At 50.5% G+C, this 24,380-nt stretch carries 18 protein-coding genes; 17 read left to right on the plus strand and 1 reads right to left on the minus strand.

Features of this window, described 5'->3' with window-relative positions; genetic code table 11:
• Nucleotides 1–92: 92 nt before the first annotated feature.
• Nucleotides 93–1,445 carry an MATE family efflux transporter gene (locus tag HFE01_RS00175; RefSeq protein WP_017426322.1) on the minus strand — a complete coding sequence of 451 codons (1,353 nt, stop codon included), beginning with the start codon at nucleotides 1,443–1,445 and terminating at the stop codon, nucleotides 93–95.
• A gap of 136 nt (nucleotides 1,446–1,581) precedes the next feature.
• On the opposite strand from HFE01_RS00175, the gene HFE01_RS00180 reads away from it, so the two are divergent.
• The 17 genes from HFE01_RS00180 (at nucleotide 1,582) to HFE01_RS00260 (ending at nucleotide 24,323) form a co-directional block, all read left to right on the plus strand.
• A complete protein-coding gene (locus HFE01_RS00180) occupies nucleotides 1,582–2,274 on the plus strand; it encodes a TetR/AcrR family transcriptional regulator (protein WP_016821438.1) in 693 nt (230 codons plus the stop codon).
• A 372-nt stretch (nucleotides 2,275–2,646) separates the two neighbouring features.
• The gene (locus tag HFE01_RS00185) at nucleotides 2,647–6,672 is read left to right on the plus strand and encodes a DUF5695 domain-containing protein (protein WP_167438331.1); all 4,026 of its coding nucleotides are present in this window, start codon (nucleotides 2,647–2,649) and stop codon (nucleotides 6,670–6,672) included.
• 135 nt (nucleotides 6,673–6,807) lie between these two features.
• Nucleotides 6,808–8,106 carry an alpha-glucosidase/alpha-galactosidase gene (gene melA / locus HFE01_RS00190; RefSeq protein ID WP_167438330.1) on the plus strand — a complete coding sequence of 433 codons (1,299 nt, stop codon included), beginning with the start codon at nucleotides 6,808–6,810 and terminating at the stop codon, nucleotides 8,104–8,106.
• 13 nt (nucleotides 8,107–8,119) lie between these two features.
• Nucleotides 8,120–9,946 carry a sensor histidine kinase gene (locus tag HFE01_RS00195; RefSeq protein ID WP_167438329.1) on the plus strand — a complete coding sequence of 609 codons (1,827 nt, stop codon included), beginning with the start codon at nucleotides 8,120–8,122 and terminating at the stop codon, nucleotides 9,944–9,946.
• A gap of 16 nt (nucleotides 9,947–9,962) precedes the next feature.
• Nucleotides 9,963–11,555, plus strand: coding sequence for a response regulator (locus HFE01_RS00200; protein WP_167438328.1), 1,593 nt, complete (start codon nucleotides 9,963–9,965; stop codon nucleotides 11,553–11,555).
• A 123-nt stretch (nucleotides 11,556–11,678) separates the two neighbouring features.
• Complete coding sequence (locus HFE01_RS00205; protein WP_225164849.1) at nucleotides 11,679–13,034, plus strand: ABC transporter substrate-binding protein; 1,356 nt, start codon at nucleotides 11,679–11,681, stop codon at nucleotides 13,032–13,034.
• A gap of 33 nt (nucleotides 13,035–13,067) precedes the next feature.
• A complete protein-coding gene (locus HFE01_RS00210; protein WP_167438327.1) occupies nucleotides 13,068–13,973 on the plus strand; it encodes a carbohydrate ABC transporter permease in 906 nt (301 codons plus the stop codon).
• The gene (locus HFE01_RS00215; RefSeq protein WP_167438326.1) at nucleotides 13,970–14,896 is read left to right on the plus strand and encodes a carbohydrate ABC transporter permease; all 927 of its coding nucleotides are present in this window, start codon (nucleotides 13,970–13,972) and stop codon (nucleotides 14,894–14,896) included. The genes HFE01_RS00210 and HFE01_RS00215 overlap by 4 nt, the downstream gene beginning before the upstream one ends.
• Before the next feature lie 19 nt (nucleotides 14,897–14,915).
• Entirely contained in the window at nucleotides 14,916–16,022 is a 1,107-nt protein-coding gene (locus HFE01_RS00220; RefSeq protein ID WP_107734116.1) for a M24 family metallopeptidase, read from the plus strand.
• Nucleotides 16,023–16,091: 69 nt separating this feature from the next.
• Complete coding sequence (locus HFE01_RS00225; protein ID WP_107734115.1) at nucleotides 16,092–17,615, plus strand: Ig domain-containing protein; 1,524 nt, start codon at nucleotides 16,092–16,094, stop codon at nucleotides 17,613–17,615.
• Between the two features lie 152 nt (nucleotides 17,616–17,767).
• Complete coding sequence (locus tag HFE01_RS00230) at nucleotides 17,768–18,976, plus strand: NAD(P)/FAD-dependent oxidoreductase (protein WP_107734114.1); 1,209 nt, start codon at nucleotides 17,768–17,770, stop codon at nucleotides 18,974–18,976.
• On the plus strand, nucleotides 18,973–19,974 hold the full coding sequence (locus HFE01_RS00235) for a proline racemase family protein (RefSeq protein WP_107734113.1): 1,002 nt from the start codon (nucleotides 18,973–18,975) through the stop codon (nucleotides 19,972–19,974). Before HFE01_RS00230 ends, HFE01_RS00235 begins: the two co-directional genes overlap by 4 nt.
• Nucleotides 19,975–20,028: 54 nt before the next feature.
• Nucleotides 20,029–20,916, plus strand: a complete 888-nt coding sequence (locus HFE01_RS00240) for a dihydrodipicolinate synthase family protein (protein WP_102998675.1) — start codon at nucleotides 20,029–20,031, stop codon at nucleotides 20,914–20,916.
• A gap of 15 nt (nucleotides 20,917–20,931) precedes the next feature.
• Nucleotides 20,932–22,368: an aldehyde dehydrogenase family protein gene (locus HFE01_RS00245; RefSeq protein WP_107734112.1), complete on the plus strand. Its 1,437-nt coding sequence runs from the start codon at nucleotides 20,932–20,934 to the stop codon at nucleotides 22,366–22,368.
• On the plus strand, nucleotides 22,361–22,768 hold the full coding sequence (locus HFE01_RS00250; protein ID WP_167438325.1) for a (2Fe-2S)-binding protein: 408 nt from the start codon (nucleotides 22,361–22,363) through the stop codon (nucleotides 22,766–22,768). The genes HFE01_RS00245 and HFE01_RS00250 overlap by 8 nt, the downstream gene beginning before the upstream one ends.
• Entirely contained in the window at nucleotides 22,765–23,100 is a 336-nt protein-coding gene (locus tag HFE01_RS00255) for a (2Fe-2S)-binding protein (protein WP_017426336.1), read from the plus strand. The genes HFE01_RS00250 and HFE01_RS00255 overlap by 4 nt, the downstream gene beginning before the upstream one ends.
• A complete protein-coding gene (locus HFE01_RS00260) occupies nucleotides 23,097–24,323 on the plus strand; it encodes an NAD(P)/FAD-dependent oxidoreductase (RefSeq protein WP_107734111.1) in 1,227 nt (408 codons plus the stop codon). Before HFE01_RS00255 ends, HFE01_RS00260 begins: the two co-directional genes overlap by 4 nt.
• Nucleotides 24,324–24,380: the final 57 nt, after the last annotated feature.

The following is a 24,380-nucleotide window of genomic DNA, read 5'->3' on the forward strand; positions in this document are numbered from 1 at the left end:
CTTTTTTTATTACCACGCTAAGTAGCGGCGGAATCTAAAAAGACAGGATCGGTTAATGTCCTTATCCTGCCTTCTTGCATGTTATATGTTTTCTACTGTACTAAATGATCCAGCTCTGGCTGCAATCTGTTCCGCAGCACATACAGCATAATAGTTCCAACAAGGAACGCGACGGCATCCGCAATGACGAGCGACCAGACCACCCCGTGGAAGCCACTCATTCGATTGGCAATGTATAGCACGGGGATCAGAGTAATTCCCTGTATGACGGACATAATAAACGCAGCGGTTCCCTGCGCCGTTGCTTGGAAAATCCCCGTAAACAACGTGGTCATCCCCGTAATGAACAAGGATAAGAAGGTCACATGCAGAATGTAGCTGCCCATTACAATTAATTGCGGGTCATTGGTAAATAAACCAATTAGATGGTCGGAAATCAGATAGACGATGATGCCAAACACGACTGCCAAGGCCAAAATCGCTTTGATTGTAAATCCAATGGTTTGTTTCATTCGTAATTTATTCGCTGTAAAACTAAAGGCAATCAATGGTACAACACCCTCGCATAAGCCCATCAAAATAAACTCAGGAAATTGTAATAAACGTGAGGAAATTCCGTAAGCCGCTATGGCCTGATCCCCATACTCGACAAGAAAATGGTTAAAGACGAGTGACATTGCACCCATAAAGAGACTCATAATAAACACGGGAACTCCGATTTTGAATACATTGCTCAGAATATCCTTGGTAGCCTTGAACCATTTTATGGAGATGGTTAAAAATTGACTCTTATATCCCATATGGAAGGCGTAGAATATACTCGCAACCACATTAGAAATAACCGTAGCTGACGCAACGCCGATCACGCCCCAATGGAAAACGAAGATGACCAGCGCATCGAGAATAATATTCACGACAACACTGAGTATCATGCCGATCATCGACGTAATTGCAGCACCCTCCGAGCGCACGATATTCTCCAGTGTGAAGAATAATACGACGAATGGCGAACCTATAAGCATAATCGTGACATAGTCCTTCGTGAAGCCGAAGGAGTCAGGTGTCGCCCCCAGACCCTGAACGAGTGAATCGATCAACGGGAGACCAAGGGCCATCAAGATAAGACCGAGAACTAAACTGCTGTAAAAGGCGAATGAAGACACATTCTTTACATCAGCATACTTTTTCTCTCCCAGCAATCGGGAGATAAATGCACCGCTGCCGATGCCAACCAAATTTCCTATCGCCATAATGGCCGCGAATAACGGCAAGGTTAGTGCGAGTGCGGTTAACATGGCGGTATTGTGGAGAGTGCCAAGGAAATAGGCATTTAAGATGGAATAGATGACACTCATTGACGTACCTAGCATCATCGGTACAGCGAAGTGAGCTACGGCTTTAGCGATCGGTGCTTTTTCAAAGTAATGGAGGTTTTCTGCATCCATGCGAGTCACTGCTTTCTTTATTTATTTGGCCTAATCTAACACCGTTAGATTGAACCTTACAGTGTTAGATGTTATCATGAATTAATAAATCTGTAAAGAATAAACTTACACTGTTAGATTAAAGGGCGGATAACCGATGAAAAAGCAGCAACCTCAGATTTCGGAAGATAAGATCTTAGAAGCTTCGTGGGAGCTTCTAGGGGAGGATGGTATCGAGAAATTCAGCTTGAGACGATTGGCCGATCGGCTGGGAATTCAGGCTCCCTCTCTATATTGGTACTTCAAAAGCAAGCAGAATCTCTATCAGCGTCTGGCCAACCAGGTATCGAAAACGATTCTGGAGGAGTTTCATTCCGAGGGGGACTGGAAGGAGCAACTGAGGGAGCTGGCGGTAACGATGCGGAGTGTACTGTATCGGTACCCCTGCTCCACGCAGCTCATGATGATGACGCTGCCCCACGAACCGGACATCATCCGGTTCACCAACCGTATGCTGCTCTGCGTGGAGTCGGCGCCGCTTGAGCAAGAGCAGAAAATGCAAGTGGTTACAACGCTTGTGAACTATGTCTCCTACTTCGTCCTGGACGATTATCAGCATGAACGTAATGTCTCCGCGCTCCTTAAGGATAAGGACAAGGGAGCACTTCCGGGTGAAGAGATGGTTCACCTTCTGGATTCCATGAGTGAGACAGAAGTAGGACTATTCCGGCGGATGTTCAAAAATGGGCTGTTCGAGCTGATGGGAACCGACAGAGCGTTCGAGTTCGGATTAAAGCTGATTTTGTTGGGAATTGAGCAGGTGATCAAGGAGCAGGAAAGTAGTATGTAAAAAAACCGCCCATCCATTATTGGATGGGCGGTTTTAATTAGGTTTGCGTTTACTCTAAATTGTTATTGAATATATAACTTTATTCCCCACTATAGCAGCTCAATATAAATTTCTTGAAAAAATCTCGTCGCAACAGTGAGCGGAAGCACAATCTGCACGCGCGCTCACTTCCTTCGTCGTAACTCATCCCACGACACGATTAGGTTGAAATCCTATATAAATCGGTTGAAAATGTTGATTTTACCAATGGACAAGGCTTTGTACAATAGAGTTGTAGCGCTTACATTTCCAAGGAGGTTGCGGCGAAATGAAGAGACTTCAGGTGATTGGCAAGCAAATCAGGACCCCGAGATCAAAAAGGAGGCCGTGTTGATGAAATTTAAGGGAATATTGGCGGCGTTTTTGTTTTTAACCACAGCGTCTGTGTTGTTTGGGGCGCATACGGCAGAGGCCCATGAGCTATCCAATGACAAGCTGACGATTCAGACAGGAGAGCATGGGGAAATTTCATCTATTCGTATCAAAGGAGATGCTTTTCCGACGGAATATGTCATGAACGCATCGGTGACACCTGAGCAGAACACGGCAGATCATCAGTGGCTAGGGGAGTTGATGTTCACGTACCGACTGGATGAAGGTAGCTGGACGAAGGCGTGGACAAATAAGTCGGCAGACGCACGTAAGATTACGACCAGCGGCAACCGTGTTACGGTCACGTACGAGAACTCAAATAATGCAGAAGGCATACGCAATTTTAAAGTCATTGAAACCTATTCAGCGGAGTCGAATGGTTCAGTACTGTGGAATATACAGGTACAGAATACGAGTGGCAAAAAATTAGAGATTGGCGATTTTGGATTACCTTTACCTTTTAATGAGCAGTGGACCTATGGTGATGCGATTTACGAAACGAGAGTCGTGACGCATTCCTTCGTCGGCAATAACAGCTCCTATATTACAGCTGGGCGTCCGAGCGGCATTGGTTCTTCGCTGCTACTGATTCCTGATTCCACAACAGGAGCAGGCTTTGAATATCAAGATCATTGGCGAGATGAGGAGCATCCGGGCAGCAAGTGGGCCTGGAATCCGGCCAACGAAGGCAAATGGCTGGAGGGATTGAATGTATTTTATATTCATTCCAATGTGATCAAGTCCACCAACCGTGGATATTTACCCAACACAAGTCTGATCCTGAATCCCGGTCAAAGCAAAAACTATGGCTTCAAGTTTCTGGCGGTGAAGGACGAGCATGATGTAAAAGATACGTTGTATCAAGAAAACTTGGTGGATACTACGGTCGTACCAGGCATGATTGTGCCTACGAACCAAAAGGCGAAGGTGGATCTGCGTACCAAGCAAACGATCAACAAGGTGACCTATCCAGACGGAACCGTTATTCCGCAGACGGATAGCAAGGCCGGAGGACACCACATTTATGAACTGAAATTTACTAAGCTGGGCCCGAATTTCATTACGGTGGAATACGGAAATGGCAGCAAAACGGTTTTGCAATTCTATGCCATCGAGCCGATTGATCAGGCGCTGCAACGGCACGCTACCTTTATGGTAGACAAAACCCAGTGGAACGTACCAGGTGATTTACGCGATAAGGTATTTGACGATTGGATGATGCATACCAAATCCAAACGCAATATTTTTAACGGCTATTGGGGCTGGGGGGACGATTGGGGTCTGACCCACGGACAGTTCCTGGCTGAGAAAAACACGCTTTCTCCAGTCGCCAAAGAAGTGCGGGCTGTGGACGATTATTTGGAGACGGCGATCTGGACGAATTTGATGAATGGACATCATGAGGATTATTTAATTCATGATTTCCTGATGCCAGAGCCAAATGATACACCGACCTACCGGGGATATGCATACCCGCATGTATACAACACGTATTTCAGCATGTACAAAATTGCCAAGGAATACCCGGATCTCGTCACTTACAAGCATCCGAAGGAAACCTATTTGCTGCGGGCCTATAACATTTTCAAAGCATTGTATGAAGGACCCGTTGCGTACAACTGGGAAACAGGTTTGATGGGCGAGCTGACCACACCGGATATTATTCAGGCCCTTCATGATGAGGGCTACGATGATGAAGCGAATGATCTCAAGGAAAAAATGGATCGCAAATATAACAATTTTAAAAATACAAAGTATCCTTACGGTTCTGAATATAGCTACGACAATACAGGCGAAGAGGCTGTATATACGTTAGCCAAGCAGAATATAGATACAGAGGGCGAGCAAAGTAAAGCCCTGGAAATGATGGGGAAAATTAATGCCAAAACTCGTGCGTCACGCGGTCATATGCCTGTATGGTACTACTATACCGATCCGGTGACGATTACCGGGGAGAACTGGTTTAACTTCCAGTACACGACTTCACTTGCGGGATATGCGATGGATGACTGGATTCGTCATCATGAGGACAATCATCGCGAGGAGCAACAACGGCTGTCCTATGCTGCCAAAATTGCCAATGTCGGAGCGATTAACTCCGGGCAAATCAGCTCGGATCCTGAGAACATCGGGGCGGTCGCATGGACGTATCAAGCGGAAAAAGGCAATAACGGAACAAACGGCACCGGCGGCGGTAAAAACGTCCCGCTCTTTAACGGCTGGCGCGGCATGAGCGGTGAGGCTGACCTCGGATTGTTCGGTGCACTTAAAACCTTAAGCGCGGATATCGCGGTTGATCCGATATTCGGATTGACGGGCTACGGTGCAGAGGTGAGCAAAAGCGGTAACGTGTATACGATCAAGCCGCTGGACGGTTTGTTCAAACGGGTCAATTTGATCACGGAAAAGCTGTATATCGAGCTGGAAAAGGATCAGTATACTGAAGCCAAGCTGGCAACATCCAAGGATAATGTATGGCTTCAATTGAAAAATCAAACGCCGGGCCAAGCTCATTCTACGTACGTTACATTTGATGGTTTAAAGAAAGGAACGTACCTGGTTAAAGTGGGGGGACAATCGCAAGGCAAGTTTAATGCGTATGCACCAACCAATAAGCTTAAATTGGAAATTGGTACAGCATCCTCCTATACGGTAGAGCTGACACCAACCACACCAGATCCCAACAAAGCACCTGTCGTTGATGCAGGCAAAGATTCCAAGGTGAAGCTGCCGGATCAGATTATTCTGAAAGGTACAACTACAGATGACGGGCTTCCGCAAGGAAAAGTGACAAGCGAGTGGAGTCTGGTTGAAGGACCACAGAACGCGAAGGTCACATTCAGCAGCAAGACATCAATACGTACGAAGGTGGATGTTTCCGAGCCAGGAACGTATATCTTCAAGCTGACAGCCAGCGATTCCCAGTTATCAGGAGAGGCTAAAGTAACTGTGATCGCTGAACCGGCGGCACCGTTACCTGAACGGCTTGCCGTTTACAAGTTTGACGAAACAAGCGGTGCTCTTGCTGTAGATTCATCAGATAGCGGCAATGATGCTACCGTTAAGGGGACCGTGGCATGGGCTGCGGGTAAAACAGGCAATGCTGTCAGCCTGAACGGCAAGGACAGCTATGTGCAGCTTCCGGCAGGAATTGTCAGTCGGGCACAGCAATTGACCGTATCCGGCTGGGTCAAAGCGAACAGCCTGAGCGATTATGTGCGGATTTTTGACTTTGGTTCCGGGACCAATGAATATATGTTCCTGACCCCTAAAGCCGGGAACCGGATGCTATTTGCCATTACGAATCAGGGTAACGGGCAAGGACAGGAACAGACGATTGATGCCCCTGTATTGCCGACAGGCGTATGGAAGCATGTTGCGGTCACGCTTTCGGGCTCCACAGGTATTTTGTACGTGGATGGGAAAGAAGTGGGACGCAATACCAATCTGACCTTGAATCCAACCAGTCTGGGACAGACGAAAAATAATTTTATCGGTAAGTCCCAGTACCCTGATCCATATTTCAATGGTCTGGTGGATGACTTCCGGATCTACAGCCGCGCATTGAATGCAAACGAGGTGGCAGGTCTGGCCTCTGGTACAGCACAGAGTCTGGTGGCAACTGAGAACATTACTGCATTAAAAGAGGTGAATGTAACCACTCATGTGGGTGAAAAACCTGAACTGCCAAGCGTAGTGGAAGCTACGTATGGGGAAGGCTCCACCAAATGGGTAGCTGTGGAATGGGAGGATATAGACCCTGCACAATATGCTGCTCCAGGTTCGTTTGAATTGAAGGGCAAAGTGGAAGGGACAGAGTTGAAGGCAATAGCCAAGGTAACCGTAATGGAGGCAGGAGCCGTGGCTTCACCGGCAACATCAGTTAGCCCGGAGACTTCAACAACTCCGCCAACTACGACATCTCCGGTAACATCTGTCTGGCCGCCTCGGCTTATCAGCCCAGCTAAATCAGTGGGAGTATCCTGAGTGGGAGGCAACAACGCATAGTCATGGCTAATCTTTCCCATCGTCACTTTCTTCCTGTAAAGGGGAGAGTGGCGATGGGTATCCTTGCATATGAGGTGCAAAACCGCGAACAAAAAGGTGAATGGGGGACAAAGTATGAGCAAGATTACATTTCTGGGTGCAGGCAGTACGGTATTTGCTAAAAATGTGCTTGGCGATTGTATGTTGACACCTGCTTTGCAGGGCTTTGAACTGGCGTTGTTCGATATTGACCCCGTAAGGCTGAAGGATTCGGAAAATATTTTATCCAATTTGAAAAAAACAACAGGGAGTACCTGTGTGATTCACTCCTACACTGACCGCAAGGAAGCGCTACGTGGAGCAGCCTATGTAGTAAATGCCATTCAGGTGGGCGGCTATGATCCGTGTACGATTACGGATTTTGAGATTCCCAAAAAATACGGTCTGCGCCAAACGATTGCCGATACGGTCGGCATTGGCGGCATTTTCCGCAATTTAAGAACGATTCCGGTGATGCTCGATTTTGCAGCAGACGTGCGCGAAGTATGCCCGGATGCACTGTTCCTCAACTATACAAATCCGATGGCTGTGCTGACGAATGTAATGAACGTACACGGTGGTGTCCGGACAGTAGGGCTGTGTCATAGCGTACAGGCGTGTATACCGGAGTTGTTCAAAAGTCTTGGACTGGAGCAGGCAGGGGTAAAGGCGAAAATTGCAGGTATCAATCATATGGCATGGCTGCTCGAAGTGAGCAAGGACGGGGTGGATTTGTATCCTGAGATTAAAAAGCGGGCTGCCGCCAAGCAGCAGGAAAAGCATCATGATATGGTGCGCTTTGAAATGATGCTGAAATTCGGCTATTACATTACGGAATCGTCCGAGCATAACGCAGAGTATCATCCGTATTTTATCAAACGGACATATCCGGAGCTGATTGAACGGTTCAATATTCATTTGGATGAATATCCGCGCCGCTGCGTAAGCCAGATTGAACGCTGGGAGACGATGCGTGAGGAACTTTTGGGCAATCAGGATCTGCGCCATGAACGGTCGAACGAATATGCTTCTTATATATTTGAGGCAATTGAAACCAATCAGCCTTTTGCCATTGGCGGTAATGTGATGAATACAGGCTTGATTACCAATTTGCCGAAGGAAGCCTGTGTGGAGGTGCCCTGCCTGGTGAATCGTAATGGGGTTACGCCGACCTTTGTCGGTGACTTGCCGCCCCAATGTGCTGCACTGAACCGAACGAATATCAACACCCAACTATTAACGATTGAAGCTGCGATTACGGGAAAAAAAGAACATATTTATCACGCCGCCATGCTGGACCCGCACACTTCAGCTGAGTTATCCATGGATGATATCGTTTCTCTGTGTGACGACCTGATTGCAGCGCACGGGACATGGCTTCCCGCTTATGTGTAAGGGAGGCCAATGAATGGGGGGCAGAGGGCGTCAAAAGTTTGCCGGGATTCCTACGATCCGTGGGAAATTTATCGTATTGACGCTGGTACTGACCGTCATTCCGATGGTAGTGCTGACCTTTACCTTTTACCGGATTGCGGCCCATTCTCTTGGTGAGAAGTCAGAAGCACTGGCAATGCAGTCCCGGCAAATGAGTGAAAATTACGTTAATGCGACACTCTCCGATTTGAATGATCTAACCAACGCCATTCTCAGCAATCCTGATGTGCAGTCCACACTGGAGACCAAGCCAGAAGATGATTATGAATACTTGCGGAACGACGAAACACTCAGCATGGTCGTTCGTACGCAAACCCAGACCAAGCCGTATATCACGTCCTCGCTCATCTATGCCGCCAATGGCGGACTCAAGCATTCTCTCTATCAAGGGAATGTTTCGGTCCGTTTTGGCGGCCTTCCTACATTAAAGGAAGCACGTGTGTACTACCGCCGTCTGCTCGCCGAGCAACCTATGATGTGGATGGCTCATCCGCCGTTTGAATCAGGGCGCGGGATGGCGGAGGATCGTATTTACGTCGGAAAGCTGCTGCGAAAAACGACTGGAGATTATGAGCCGCTTGGATTTTTGCTGTTGGAAATCGACAAGGCCAGTCTGTTTCGGGGGCTTGCTTTTCATGAAACAGACAGCAATACCCAGATGTGGGTGCTCGATCAGGAGGGCGAGCCTGTATACCGATTGCCGGAGCAGAGCATTGCGGACCCATCGCTATTGCGACAAATCGCCAAATCTGCTGTGGATAGACCCGTGCTTACGAAGGACTGGAGAACATGGAACGGCCGCCAGACGATGATTTCCTACGGACCGTTAAACGAGGGACAATGGACACTCCTACAAAAAGTCGATCAGTCCGTGCTATTCGAGGACGCGCGGCAAATTGGGGCCTGGACCATCTGGACCTTTTTGATTGCACTGGTGTTGGGCTGGATGCTGTCTTATCGGCTAAGTGACACGATTCGTCGCCCCCTGCTTCAATTGAGCCGATTAATGGCGGTGGATGGGAGTGTGACCACCATGGCCTCAGCCCAAGCTCCTGAAGCTCCTGCTTCCGTTGTATTTAACCCTAAGGATGAGGTAGGGCAGATCGGGGAGCGATTTCTTCATATGATGCAAAAAAATCATGAGCTGTACGGGCAAGTATACGAAGCGTTGCTGTCGCGCAAACAGGCCGAGTTTCGCGCGCTTCAGGCGCAGATTAATCCGCATTTTCTGTACAACACACTGGAGTCACTGAAGGGAATGGCGCTGGCGAATGGGCAGCGGGATATGGCAGAGGTGATTGGTGCCTTCGGTAAATGCTTTCGCATTTCGCTAAGTTATGGTCGAGAGCAAATCAGTTTGGGACAGGAAGTCGAGCATGTAAGCGCCTATGTAAAGGTACAGCAGTTTAGGTTTCGGAATTCGTTCGAGTGGATTTGCGAAGTCGAGGAGGATATTTGCGGGTTTTACGTACCCAAGCTGATTCTCCAGCCACTCGTTGAAAATGCCATTTACCACGGTTTGAAAGGGCGTACCGACCGCGGCTATATTATGTTATCCGGTGCGAGGGAAGGCGATGCTTTGCGTTTAACAGTTAGCGATGATGGGGGCGGTATTGGAGCCGAGCGTCTGGACGATATTCGGAAATCGCTAGATGCCGAGCGGGGGAGTGCGATTGGCTTTGGACTCCGCAATGTACATGAACGTCTTCGGCATTATGGTCCCCAATATGGTCTGTCTGTGACAACCGAGTTGGGTCAGTACACCTCGGTTACCTTACTGGCACCCATTCGAACCGAATAAGAAAGGGGAGGATGGCATGTACCGGCTGCTGATTGTGGACGACGAATATCATATTCGGGAAGGACTGAGGCTGATGGTGGCGGAAAGTGGCCTGTCAGTGGAAGTCAGTGATATGGCGGAGGACGGCGCAACGGCATTACGGTTGTATACAGAGCGGCGACCGGACATGATTTTACTGGATATTAATTTACCGGATATGAGTGGGCTGGACATAGCCAAAACCATTCGGGAAAAGGATCAGCAGACCCCGCTGTTATTCCTGACAGGGTACGAATCCATGACGTATATTCGTCAGGCCGTTTCGCTTCAAGCGGTTGATTATTTACTCAAGCCAGTGACAAGCGAAGACTTTGAAGCGGCTCTGAGACGGGCTGAGGATCGCATTGCGCAATGGCGTAGAAGCGAGGAGGAAGCTATTCACCGTCATCGTTCATTGGAGCCATTGTACAGGGAGCACTTGCTGCTGGATCTGCTCCAGCAGCGGCGCCCCGCGGCCGAGGTCGTTCAGGAGATGGACGGGCTGGGATTTTTCGGCGAGACGAGCAGACCGCCTTATACTGTGCTGTGCTGTGAGTTGGAGGAGGCCTCGCAGCAGGTAGCATCCGCTCCTAACGAGTCGCAGAGTTCTGCCAATAAGAGCACGCATGTATTCGCTGAGTTGGCTTGGGAGGCTGCGGCAGCAGCCGGTACGAAGGCGCATGGTGCGGCGGTTTCCCGTGATCGGCGTGTTGTACTGCTGGCGGCGGCATCTTGCAGGGCAGCGGAGCAGACGGCCCGGCAGATTCGTCAGGCGGTGCAGGAACGATTGAGCCAGGGGATGTCCATCGGGATTAGCCGTCCCGTACAACGGATGGAGCAGCTTCCTGAAGCATATGAGGAAGCAGTACAGGCTGTGGAGCATCGGGGGTGGGTGGGCTATAGCCAGATCATCCCCTTCGAGAGCATTCAGGCGGCTGAGCCGAACAGTAGTCATTTGCTGGAGAAGGAATTGCTGATGATTACGGAAATTCGTGCCGGCAATGATGCTGCTGTACATGCGATTTTGCAGGAATGGTCTGGACAATTAGCGGGCTTGCCTGTCAATCAGGTGAAAATGATCGTCACTCAGCTTGTTCTGTTCGTTATGCGTATTGTTCAGAGCGATGCATCCGAAGGACAAACATCCATACAGCAGCAAGACCCATTATTGGAACTGTCCCGATTGCGGCACGGACCTGAGATGATTGATTATGTATCACGCTATTTTGTCCGGGTGGGTCGCCAAGTGCGGGAATCGCGTGAAAAGGGGATTCCGCGCAAATTCCAACGGGCCAAGGAATGGATTCGTGAGCACCTTCAGGAGGATGGCGGATTGAACCGTCTTGCAGCGTACATGAATATGAGTCCCAAGTATTTGAGTGCCCGTTTTAAGCAGGTTACAGGTGAAAGCTTCGCTGAGTACCAGACGCGTGTACGCTTCGAGCGAGCCCGGGAATTGCTGTTGGACCCGAATCGCAAGGTAGCAGAGGTGGCGGAGGCTGTGGGCTTCGCAGATACGAACTATTTTAGTATTGCCTTTAAAAAGCATACCGGATTAACGCCAACGGAATTCCGCAAAACATTTTTGTAAACGCGCTGTTAAAAAAATCATACCAAAACAAAGAGAGTCTGGAGTCGTTAGGTGGTCGGCTTCGGGCTCTCAGCGCATAATAGGCTTGTAAGGAGAAACCAGTTCAGGAAGGGGCCGGTTGATTTGCGAAAACGAAGGTTACGGACATGGATGGCTCTGGTGATGACGGCGATGCTGACAGGGCTGACGGCGTGCAGTGGTAGCGCTGGCGAACCGGCTAATCCCAATGCGGTCGAACTCAAGTTTATGTACTGGGGGAGCAATGACGAAAAGCAGGCGATGGAAAAGATGATTCAAAGCTTTAATGCATCCCATCCGAACATTCGGGTGAAGGGCGAGCATGTTCCTGGTGACTACACCACGAAAATTAACACTTTAATGGCTGCCAATCAGCTTCCTGATATCGCCTACCTAGGTGATTCGCTCACGATGAAATGGGCAAGTGAAGGTAGACTCCTAGATTTATCCTCCTATTATGACGAATATCCCGAATTAAAAAACAAGCTCAAATCCTCCTATCTTTACAGCGAACCCGGCAAGTCTATCGGTAATTACACTGCTTTGGAAGTGATGCAGCTATTTTATAACAAGGAGTTGTTTACAGAAGCAGGGGTACCCGTTCCTCCGGCTGATCCTGAAAAAGCGTGGACATGGGATGAATTTCTGGAGATTGCCAAAAAGCTGACCAAGGATCAGAATGGCAAGCATCCGGGAGACAGCGGATTTGATCCGAAAAATATTGTGCAATACGGCTTTGCCTTTGGCAACGACCGCAGCTCCTGGGGGCCGCTCTTAGCAAGCAATGGCGGAGGTTTAACCGACAAAACAGGCAAGAAGTATACTCTGAACCGCCCTGAGTCGGTAGAGGTGTTTCAGAAGCTGCAAGATCTGGTTTTCAAGGAGCATGTTTCTCCTGATTTGATCCAACAGCAGGACATGCCGTCCAATACGATTCGGCTCCAGACTAAAAAGGTGGCTATGGTGGTAGACGGAACATGGTCCCTGCTCGATTTTTCAAACAACAAGCAGCTGCAATGGAGTATCGGTGTTTTGCCGAAGCTTAAAGAGCCCAAAACGATGATCGTTGCGGGGGCCACAGTTATTTTCCAGAGCACCAAGCACCCGAAAGAAGCGCTCGAATTTTATTTGTACCATAACAATCCTGAAAAGGTGGATCTGTTCAAGTCCGGTCTGTGGATGCCTATCGAAGAAAAATATTATACCGACGAGCAGGCCATCCAGTCGTGGACGAATAATGCAGCACATCCACCGGAATTTCAGCAGGCTGGCATTGAGTATGCCAGAGATTATGCGATCAAGCCGTCAACTTCGACTCTTCGCAACTGGCCTGATATTGGTTCCAAACTGACCCCAGGGCTGGATCTAATCTGGACGAACAAGAAGACGCCGCAGCAGGCGCTGGATGAACTGGAACCCATTATTCAGCCACTACTTCAAGGAGTGTATCCGGATGAATAATGCGGCAGGACAGCTGCGAAAGGAGAACGGCCCATGAAGCGACCAAAATCAGGAATGATGCGCATGGAGCGAAACTGGGGTCTGCTATTCGCGCTGCCTGCCATCCTGGGATTAATGATATTTACGATTGGACCGATTGTGGCATCGTTCGTATTCAGCTTGACCGATTGGACGATTGGTGGACAGATGACCTTTATTGGATTGGATAATTACCGAACCATTTTGACCGCGGATACTACCTTTTCCCAATCCATGTTCGTGACCTCGTATTATGCACTGGGCAGCGTACCTCTAGGCTTGGCGGCAGCTTTTATCATTGCACTGCTATTAAATCAAAAGGTAAAAGGTTTGTCGGTGTTCCGCACGATTTACTATTTACCTACCATTGTGCCGAGTATTGCCAACACGATGCTGTGGTTGTGGATGTTCAACCCAGATTTTGGTCTGTTGAACTCGCTGCTGGAGAGTGTTGGCCTGCCGGGGAGCAAATGGATTTATGACGAGAATACTGCAATACCCTCGCTCATCATGATGAGCACCTGGGGGATCGGGAATACGGTCATTATCTTTTTGGCGGGACTTCAGTCGGTTCCCACCCATCTGTATGAAGCAGCTGAGGTAGACGGCGGCAATAGACTGCATAAATTTTTCCATATTACGATTCCCTCGATGACACCAACCATCTTCTTCAATTTGGTTATGTCTTTAATTAGCACCTTTCAGGCATTCAATCAGGCGTATGTCATGACAAACGGGGGACCTAACAATTCAACCCTGTTCTATGTGTTCTACCTGTGGCGTACAGCCTTTACGGAGACGAAAATCGGCTACGCCTCAGCGCTGGCCTGGATCTTATTTTTCGTCATTATGGTCCTAACTGTTCTGATTTTCTCCACGTCCAAAAAGTGGGTTCACTATGAAGGGGGGGAACGCTCATGAATCAGGTTACTTCTTCTGTCAAACCTTCAGACACACCGCAACATCCACTTCCACAGCCTGAACGCTCCCGAAGTCCTGCTACCGCCGCCCGTTCCAAACCATTCCAAATCAGTCGCATCGTACTGTATATCGTTTTAATGATGGGCAGTGTTTTAATGCTGTTGCCATTTGTATGGCTCATTCGTAGCTCTCTGATGGGAACATCGCAAATTTTCGTATTCCCGCCAGAGTGGATACCCTCTCCTTTTCAATGGAGCAATTACCCAGAAGCACTGACTTCGGTACCGTTCGGCAGGTATTTTCTGAATACGTTCATCATTGAGGTGTGTGTGCTGGCAGGAGTAATGATGACCTCGATTGTGTCGGCGTTTACCTTTGCCCGCCTGCGCTGGCCTGGACGTAATCTGATTTTTTCTCTGCTGATCGGATCGATGATGCTGCCTTATGCGGTGACGCTCATACCTACTTTCGTCATGTGGCGTGAACTGGGCGGGTTGAATACATTTTTGCCGCTGATTGTTCCTGCATGGTTTGGTGGAGGGGCGTTCAACATCTTTCTGATGCGACAATTTATGCTGACGATTCCGCGCGATCTGGACGAAGCCGCTTATATGGATGGAGGTACACCGCTAACTGTATTATGGCGCGTCATTATTCCTTTATCTTCGCCTGCATTGATCGTGATCGGGATATTTACCTTTATTGATGTGTGGAACGACTTTTTGGGCCCGATTATTTATTTGAGTGACGAAAAGCATTTTACACTGGCGCTGGGGCTGGCGACTTTTCGGGGATTGAACAATACCAATTGGCCTTACCTGATGGCGGCATCCAGCACGATTTTGGCTCCGATCGTCCTGATATTTTTTATCGGACAACGCTATTTTATTGAAGGCATCACACTGACAGGGATTAAAGGCTAAAAAGGAGGCTGATGTAGCTTTGGATAAACCCAACGGTTCAGCAAAACGGTTACAGGGTGTTCCAGGCAGACTGGCTCGGTTACGCTCGGAATTCCCGGCTCTAGGGATAGATGCACTACTTATTACACATGGACCCAATCGACGATATATGACCGGATTTACAGGCTCCGCCGGAATTGCGCTCGTTACGCAGGAAGAGGCTTTGTTGGTGACGGATTTCCGCTATATGTTGCAGGCAACAGATCAGGCAGCAGAATATTCAGTTATTCGGCATGAGGCACAAATCTTCCAGACCATCGCTGACCTCACAAGTAAATTGGGTGTTCGTAGACTGGGTCTAGAGAGTCGGCATGTCTCACTTCAACAGTCGGGACAGCTTCAAGCCGCACTGGGCTCGTTGGAGTACGTGCACACGGAAGATGTAATTGAACGGCTGCGTGATGTGAAGGACGAAGAAGAGATTCACACCATCCGTGAAGCTGCGCGCATTACCGATGCCGCCTTTACGGAAGTGCTGAATTATATTCAGCCTGGAGTTACAGAGCGGCGGATTGCGGCGGAACTGGAATATCAGCTCCGGCTCGCAGGCGCGGAATCAGGCGGTTTTGCGTTCATTGTTGCTTCAGGTGAACGCTCGGCACTGCCCCACGGACTGGCCAGTGACAAGGAAATTGGTCAGAACGAGTTTGTCACGATGGATTTTGGCGCAAATGTGCGTGGTTATCTGTCTGATATTACGCGTACCGTATTCGTCGGCAATCCATCAGAACGGCACGAGGAACTGTATGCTATTGTGCTGGAAGCGAATATGACGACGATTGCAGGACTTCGCCCTGGCATGAGCGGTCGGGAGGGAGACAGTCTGGGGCGGAATGTGATTGCCTCCTATGGCTATGGAGAACAGTTTGGTCACGGATTGGGCCACGGCTTTGGCTTGGAGATTCATGAGCAGGTGCGACTGTCCCGTGAGAGCCAATCTGTGCTTGTACCAGGACATGTCATTACCGTGGAACCGGGCATTTATATTCCAAGCTTCGGCGGAGTTCGGATTGAGGACGATGTACTGATCACAGATGACGGTGCCCAGGTGCTGACTGCCTCGCCCAAGGAGCTGCTTTTGTTATAAAACGCAGTGCATTATAGGTAACTATCCATAGTTTTAAAATCATCCCAAAAAACGAGATGGAGGGATCAAATGAACACGCGTAAAAGGAAAACCAAAGTATGGCTGATCACACTGGCAACTTCTCTCATTGTGGCTTTGACACCAGCTCTTCCGGCTCAACAGGCTTATGCCGAGGCAGAATCGGATGTAAAAGTCATCGACATCTTTAGCCGGACGGTGAACGACTATGGTATAGATCTGGTCGATTGGCAAGGGTATCTGGCGAACCCATATGTGAAGCTAAAAGTGAAGCCGCCTGCCAATGCCGCTTTTCCGTTAACCGTTACGTTAAAAGCGCAAGGCACATCCCGACTGATGATGGATTTGCCAAGTACGCTGTCGGCGCAAGGAGCAAGCAAAACGCTGACTTTTGCCAATGCACAGGAGGAAAAGGATTTCCGGCTGGCTATTCATCCTGACCGGATTGGAGGAAACGGTGAAATAGAGAACTATACATTGTCTATGTCCGTTGCCGAAAATAACGGTCACACAACCACTCAGTCTATTCCGATTCGTGTGCTGGATCAGGACGATAATGAAGAACCCACAATCCCCCTCCATTTTGACTACAGATTCGATACGATCAAGCCTTATTTCAATGACGCGGCTACCAAAAAAGCCGCAGAGCTGGCAGTGAAGGACTGGTTCTATTTCTTTGATCTGAAGCCATTTGATGAGGTTCCTGCCAATGCGGAAGTAAACCATCTGCCAGGAGATGATTGGCAAAATGAAATACAGGTGACGAATGACAAACCCTACAAAGGCATGTGGGTATTTATGAGAGGGCTAAATGGGCCGTATTCTACGGGCTTTCCGGCAGCCAACGGTAATTACCATACACGTAACGGTGTGACCTTTCCGGGGAACTTAAACCGTTCCTATAGTCTGATCCTGGATTTCTATGATGATGCCATTCCATTCACATCGGTGGACGATGAAGAATGGTATCAATCCGATCTGTCCAAGGTGACGGATGTGCATGGGCTGATCATGCACGAATTCGGTCATGCAATTGTATTCAGCGACACGTTCCCAGGCGTCAAGGCGCTGAAGGAAGCGGCTGGCAATGACCCGGATATTATGGCCTATCAGCACAGACCGGCTGCATTGGACGACAGCTATCATCTCTCTGGAGAGCTTGCAGAGGTCGATAGATTGAGCGGACAAAATGGAGGCTGGCGCCATCTATTCCCAACCCGGCGCTGGATGAACACGAAGCTTTCGCTGCTTGTAGCAGAAAAGGCAGGCTGGCCGCTGCGCAAGGACCTGACTCCTTTCCTCGCGCCAGAAATCATAACAAAGCAACTGCCAGCACCCGTCAAAGGAAAGACATACACGGCCAAGCTGGAAGCCAAGGGAGGCGTACCATTTTACGATTGGACGGTGACCGGCGGTCAACTGCCCACAGGCTTTACACTGGACCGCTTTACAGGAACGATTAGCGGAAATGCAGACAGCGGAGCAGCCAACAAGACGTATACGTTCACCATACAGCTGCGGGATTATGACGAGCTGAGCAAGCCTGTCACACAAACCTTTACGCTCAAGCTGTAATGAATGCCCCCAAGAGGTGGCTGTCCCGAATGTCTTGACTGAACTTGGATGGGGCTGAATGACTATAAAGCAACTTGCCAAAATAGAGCTTTGGGGCAAGCCGCCGGATTGTTTTCCATTCATATGGAAACGGTTGAAGGGAGGGAAAACGAATGAAACACGATGCGGGGGATCTGGTCATTGTAGGCGGTGGAATCATCGGTACAGCTATCGCTTATTATGCAGCTAAATCTGGTATGAAGGTCGTGCTGGCTGAACGAGGGGAAATTGCTGGAGGTACTTCTTCCCGATGTGATGGAAATATATTGGCAATCGACAAAGAGCCCGGATTTGACAGTCGGATGTCACTGTTATCACAGAAGCTGGTGGCAGAGATGGCTAAGGAACTGGAAGATGAATTTGAGTATCGTGCGCCTGGAAGTATTCTGGTCTGTGAAAATGACCAGGAGATGCAGGCCGCAGAGCTATGGGTTACCCGCCAGCAGCAGGAAGGGCTTCCGTTTCGCATGCTGGATCAGCAGGATTTACGAGAGGAATGGCCGTATCTAGCCAAAGATTTGCCGGGCGGACTGGAGTGTAAGACAGATTCTACTGTAAATCCGGTGCAGATGACGTATGCACTGGCCAGGGCCGCGCGTCGGATGGGAGCCAGATTATTACCGCGCATGCCGATACAGTCGATTCTCAAGGACGAAAGGGGAAACGCCTGCGGAGTGGAGACGCCAAACGGTGTGATCCATGCTGATGCAGTAGTGTTGGCCGCAGGTGTATGGACACGCAGCATCGGTCATTCGCTAGGTTTGGACCTTCCGATTATACCGCGCAAAGGACATATACTGGTGTCTGCCCGAATGCCTTCGATCGGAAACCGCAAGGTGATGGAGTTCGGTTATCTGATGAGCAAGTTCGGAGGTCAGCGGAGTGTAGATGAGGTTTATGAAAAATACGGTGTAGCGCTGGTATTTGAGCCCACCGCATCCCAGAACATTTTGATTGGCAGCAGCCGTCAGTTTGTCGGTATGGATACAGGTGTCGATCAGCAGGTGATTCGCTTAATCGCCCGCAGAGCCATTCGCTTCTTTCCTGCCTTAGCCAATGTGCCGCTGATGAGAGCGTATACGGGTTTGCGTCCATGGACCCCTGATCATTTGCCCATCATATCCGCAGTGGATGAAGTACCGGGGCTATTTATCGCTTCAGGCCATGAAGGAGATGGTATTAGCCTGGCGGCGGTTACGGGTAAGCTGGTGACCGAAATGGTACGCGGCGAACCCACTTGTATTCCGGTAGAGCCGCTGCGTTATGACCGATTCGGAGAGGCTTTTACCAGCCACGATATTCACGGGGAGGTAACTGGATGAGTGCAGCGGGCAGAATTACTACGATTGATACTCATACGGGAGGCAATCCGACGCGGACAGTCATCCACGGCGCGCCTAAGCTGGTAGGGCATACCATGCTGGAAAAGATGACTTATATGGCAGCGCACCATGATGATTTTCGCCGTCTGCTGATGTTTGAGCCGCGTGGTCATGAGGTGATGTCAGGCTGCATTTTAACAGAGCCTTGTCATCCAACTGCAGATATGGGTGTGGTCTTTATAGAAACAGGCGGCTATTTGCCGATGTGTGGTCACGATACGATTGGCGTCTGCACGGCACTGGTGGAAGGTGGCCTGATTGCTGCGGATAAAAAATCTATATTGCTGGACACTCCGGCAGGCCCGGTTCAAGTACGGCTGGATATAGATGAGGGCAAGGTGAAACAAGTAACGTTCACCAATATTCCTTCCTTTGTGTACCGCCGTGAGGTGGAGGTTCAGGTAGAGGACATCGGTCGAGTTACTCTTGATATTGCCTATGGAGGCAACTTTTACGGCATTATAGAGGCGGCCTCCATCGGTCTTGTCCTGGATCAGAGCAATGGAGCAAAAATTGTACGAACAGCGGTACAGATTCGGGAGGCAGTGAATGCTGCTGTTGAGGTAGTACATCCTGAAAATCCGGTTATTCAAGGATTGACGCATATTGAATTTTACGGAGAACCCGTGGCTTCACAGGCCGATTGTCGCAATGTTGTCGTCATTCCGCCAGGCGGTATCGATCGCTCCCCTTGTGGCACAGGAACCTCGGCCAAGGTAGCGGTGCTGCACGCCAAGGGAAAGCTGGGCTTGCACGAGCCGTTTGTGCATGAAAGCATCACAGGCTCCATGTTTCGGGCTGAAATTGTGGGCGAGACGCAGGTAGGTCCTTATCCGGCCGTGATTCCGCAAATTACAGGCTCGGCTTGGGTGACGGGACATCATCAATTTGTGCTGGACCCTGACGACCCGCTGAGAGAAGGATTTTTGCTGATGTGAGCATTTTGCATCATTTAAATAAGAAAATAAAAATGGGAGAGGGTAGGTGAGCATATGTCACGTTTTGAAGGTGTATATGTGGCCTTGGTTACACCGTTCACGGCAGAGATGGAGGTCGACTACAAGCGTCTGACCGAGCTGTGCGAGCATCTGATTGCAAGCGGTATTAGCGGACTGGTACCTACGGGATCGCTGGGAGAGTATGCTGCCTTGTCTCCAGAGGAACGATCGCAGGTGGTGCATACGGTCATTGACGCTGCGGCGGGACGTGTTCCTGTTGTAGTCGGCTCGGCCGCTCCATCCACTAAACAGGCGGTACATTGGGTGCAGCATGCCAAGGATGCCGGGGCAGCGGGTGTCATGGCGTTGCCGCCCATTAATTATAATCCATTGCCCCATGAGGTAACGACTCACTATGAAGCATTGTCAGAGGTGGGCCTGCCGATCATTGCGTATAACAACCCCCATGATTACAAGGTTGACCTGACCCCGGATATTCTTGCGGACTTGTCACATATTGAGAATATTGTAGCAGTCAAGGAATTTTCCGGGGATGTACGGCGTATTCACGCTATTTTGGACCAGACAGAGCTGGAGGTCATGGTCGGAGTAGATAATCTGGCGATGGAGGGAGCATTGTTCGGCGCGACAGGCTGGATTTCGGGGGTACCTAATGCGTTACCAAAAGAAGGAGTAGAGCTGTTCCGGCTTGCGCAGGCGGGAAATTTGGCGGAAGCGTCCGCGTTGTATCGCAGACTATTACCGCTGTTCCACTACGATGCCAGTCCGCAATTGGTGCAGTCCATCAAATATATGATGGAGCTGGCTGGATTCCCGGTCGGTCCGACACGGCCGCCCAGACTTGCGTTGCCACAGGCGGATTATGACCGGATTCGTGAAGCTTTTGAGGTGGCAGTTCGTCCGAGCGGGGTTTCATCTTGAATGGGGGTGAAGACGATGGAGAGCCGAAATTGGATTGGCGGTGAGTGGCTGAGCCCTTCCGGCGAGGAGATGGTGGTTCGTAATCCTTCGGCGTTGCAGGAAGAAGTGGGGGTCGTCCATTTCTCCAATGAGCGTGATATTGCCCAGGCCGGGGAAGCAGCACGACTGGCACAGGCAGGATGGGCAGCATTAAGCCCGGCAGCACGGGGAGCTTACTTGTTCAAAGCAGCCGGGTTGTTGGAGACAGCCGCACTAGAATTGGCTGAGCTGGCCAGCAGAGAAATGGGCAAGCCGATTACCGAGATGCGAGGAGAGGTGATGCGAGGTGTCCACCTGCTTCGATATTATGCGGCAGAGGGTGTACGTTCCATCGGTACAGTCATTCCTTCGAATGAGTTGGGAGTACTCCAATACACGAAGCGTATCCCGCTGGGGGTAACGGCTGTCATAACGCCGTGGAATTTTCCGGTAGCGATTCCGCTGTGGAAAATCGCTCCTGCACTCTTGTGTGGCAATACGGTCATTTGGAAGCCTGCCGAACATGCTTCATTAACCGCAGTACGGATCGCTGAGCTATTCGAGGCGGTGCAGCTTCCACCCGGCGTACTGAATCTCGTCATTGGGCAGGGGAGTCGTATAGGCGATGCCCTACTGGAGCATCCAGCATTGGAGGCGGTCAGCTTCACGGGTTCTACCGCTACAGGTTTGGGCATTGCTGAACGGTGCGCACGTCGGAACATCAAATACCAGACTGAGATGGGCGGCAAAAATGCTGCCGTGGTGCTGAAGGACGCGGATGTGTCGCAGGCGGTGGCGATGATTGCCAGCGGTGCCTTTCGATCAGCCGGACAAAAATGCACGGCCACCAGCCGGGTGATTGTAGAACGGTCTGCCTATGAGATGTTCACAGAAGCTTTACGCCAAGTGGTGGAAAAAATCCAGATCGCTCCAGCGCTTGACCCCGGTGCGTATCTCGGACCTGTGGCATCCAAGAGTCAGTACGAGAAGGTCATGTCCTATGTATCGCTAGCTCGCCGGGACGCTGATATTTTGGCGGAAGGTGGAACCGCCGCCGGGACAGATAACGGTTATTATGTGCGTCCACTGCTGGCGGCTGGTCTGGATTCGTCCCACACCTTGATTCAGGAGGAGGTTTTTGGCCCAGTCATCAGTGTCATACAGGCCGACGACTTTGAGGATGCGATTCGGCTGTGCAATGATTCTATTTATGGGTTAAGCGCTTCCCTGTTCACCCGCGATTTGCGGCTTGCTCATCGGTTTCTGGATGAAGCGGACGCGGGAATGGTACGGGTTAATCAGGAGACGGCGGGAGTTGAGTATCAGTCTCCGTTCGGTGGTCTGAAGCAGTCAAGCTCACATACCCGGGAACAGGGTCAGGCGGCGCTGGATTTTTATTCAGCGATTAAAACCTGTGCGATCAGCTATGCGTAAACGCGCGACGGAACGAAGTGATACGGTTGGGACGGAAGTGCAGGGGGAAAAGACCCAGTATGCAGAAAATCAGTACGCAGAAAACCAGTATGCTGAATCTCCGGGTGTGCAATCAAAAACGTTTGGTGCGTCAGGCCATGTGCTTGTGTGTCGATGTGAAGAAGTGAGTATTGCACAGATGGAGCAGGCCTGCCTCATGGGTGTGGATACTGTTCGCCAGCTTAAAATGGCTACGCGGGTGACTATGGGGGCATGCCAGGGCAGGGTATGCCGACAATTAGTGGAATCATGGTTTTACAATCAGGTTCCTGCTGCCCGCCGGGAGGCGGAGTTGTTATCTCAAAGGCCCCCGGTGCGTCCCGTAACGTTCGGTCAGCTGGCAGAAGGAGGTTCCCTATGAGCCGTGCACGTATCGTAAATCATCCGATTTTGGGACCCAAGCCAGAGCGGCGGCAAGTATCTTTCATGTTTGATGGTCGTCCCATGCAGGGATTGGCTGGAGAACCACTAGCGGCAGCGCTCCTCGCCAGCGGTGTCCGTTTGCTGAGAAGGCATGAGGAATCCGGTACGGCCAGGGGCGTATACTGTGCTATTGGGCACTGCAACGAATGCCGTCTGACGGTTCATCCGTTTGGTACGGTTCGTTCCTGTCTGACCAAGCTGGAAGAAGGTATGGTGGTGGAAACCGGACGGCAGCTTTCGAATGAAATCACAGGGAGAATTGTGACATGAATAAAATGGCACATCTCATCGTCATTGGCGCAGGTCCGGCCGGACTGTCTGCAGCGGCATCGGCTGCTGAACAAGGATTGCCAGTCACGGTACTGGATGAGTTTACTCAGCCGGGTGGACGTATGCCCGGGCAATATCATGAGGAAGGCAGTCAAGGCTGGTGGATCGGAAAGCATGTTTCGGATGAGCTGATTACCCGCTGCGCGGAGCTTGGGGTGGACATTCGCTGTGGCGTTTCCGTACATGGCATGGAATATACGACAACGTGGGAAATTTCCACTTCCTGTGGATTGCTCACGGCTGAGTACGTATTGCTGGCGACTGGAGCGGCTGAGATTCCCGTTCCGCTGGATGGCTGGACGTTACCGGGTGTAATGTCCATCGGGGCTGCGCAGGTGCTGACCAATGTTCATTACGTCAAGCCGGGAGAGCGCGGCATCATCGTAGGCATGAACGTATTGTCGATGGCGATTGCCCGCGAGCTGTCCGTCGCCGGGGTGAAGGTGGCGGCGATTACACTGCCGTGCGCGGGTCCGCTGGCTGGTGCAGCGGCAGATCCGACAGCCTCCGCGAAGCTGCTGCTTCAGCTGTCGGGGTTGGCGCCTGCCGCCTGGATGCGCGCCGGCGGCAAGCTGGCAGCGACGATGCGGATGGAGAAGCTCATCGCGCGCTGCTATCCCCACAGAGGCTTCCGTCTGTGGGATATCCCGATCCGTTTGCGGACAGCAGTGCAGTCCGTCAACGGGCAGGACCGGGTCGAATCCGTGACCCTGGTCCACGTTAAACCGGACGGCTCGCCGATTGCTGGCAGCGAGCGCGTCGAACCCGCCGACTTCGTGGCGTTGAGCGGCGGCTTGTATCCGCTCGCTGAGCTGGCGGCGGTAGCCGGGTGCAAATTCGTGTACAGCCCTGAACTGGGTGGGCATGTTCCACTACATGGTGAGCGAATGGAAACCTCGCTCAAAGGACTGTACGTTGCCGGCAATATTACCGGCATCGAAAGCGGGCTGGTCGCCATGGCTCAAGGGCGATTAGCAGCCGCTTCCATGCTCCATGCTGCTGGACTTGGTGGAGCAGGCGGGGAACAACGGGTGCAGGAGGCAATCCGTGAGGTTCATTTTGCACGGAAACATGCGCTAATTCAATTTCACCCCGGCATTACAGAAGCGAGAACACAGCTGTACCAGCAGTGGGGGCAAATCTTTTCTGGGAGCGGCGCGTAACGGCTCGTTAGGTTGAATATACGTTTTTTACTCCAAATTTGCCTTAAAGGAGGAACG

Source organism: Paenibacillus sp. EKM10P (assembly GCF_011800655.1).
Lineage (GTDB): Bacteria > Bacillota > Bacilli > Paenibacillales > Paenibacillaceae > Paenibacillus > Paenibacillus polymyxa.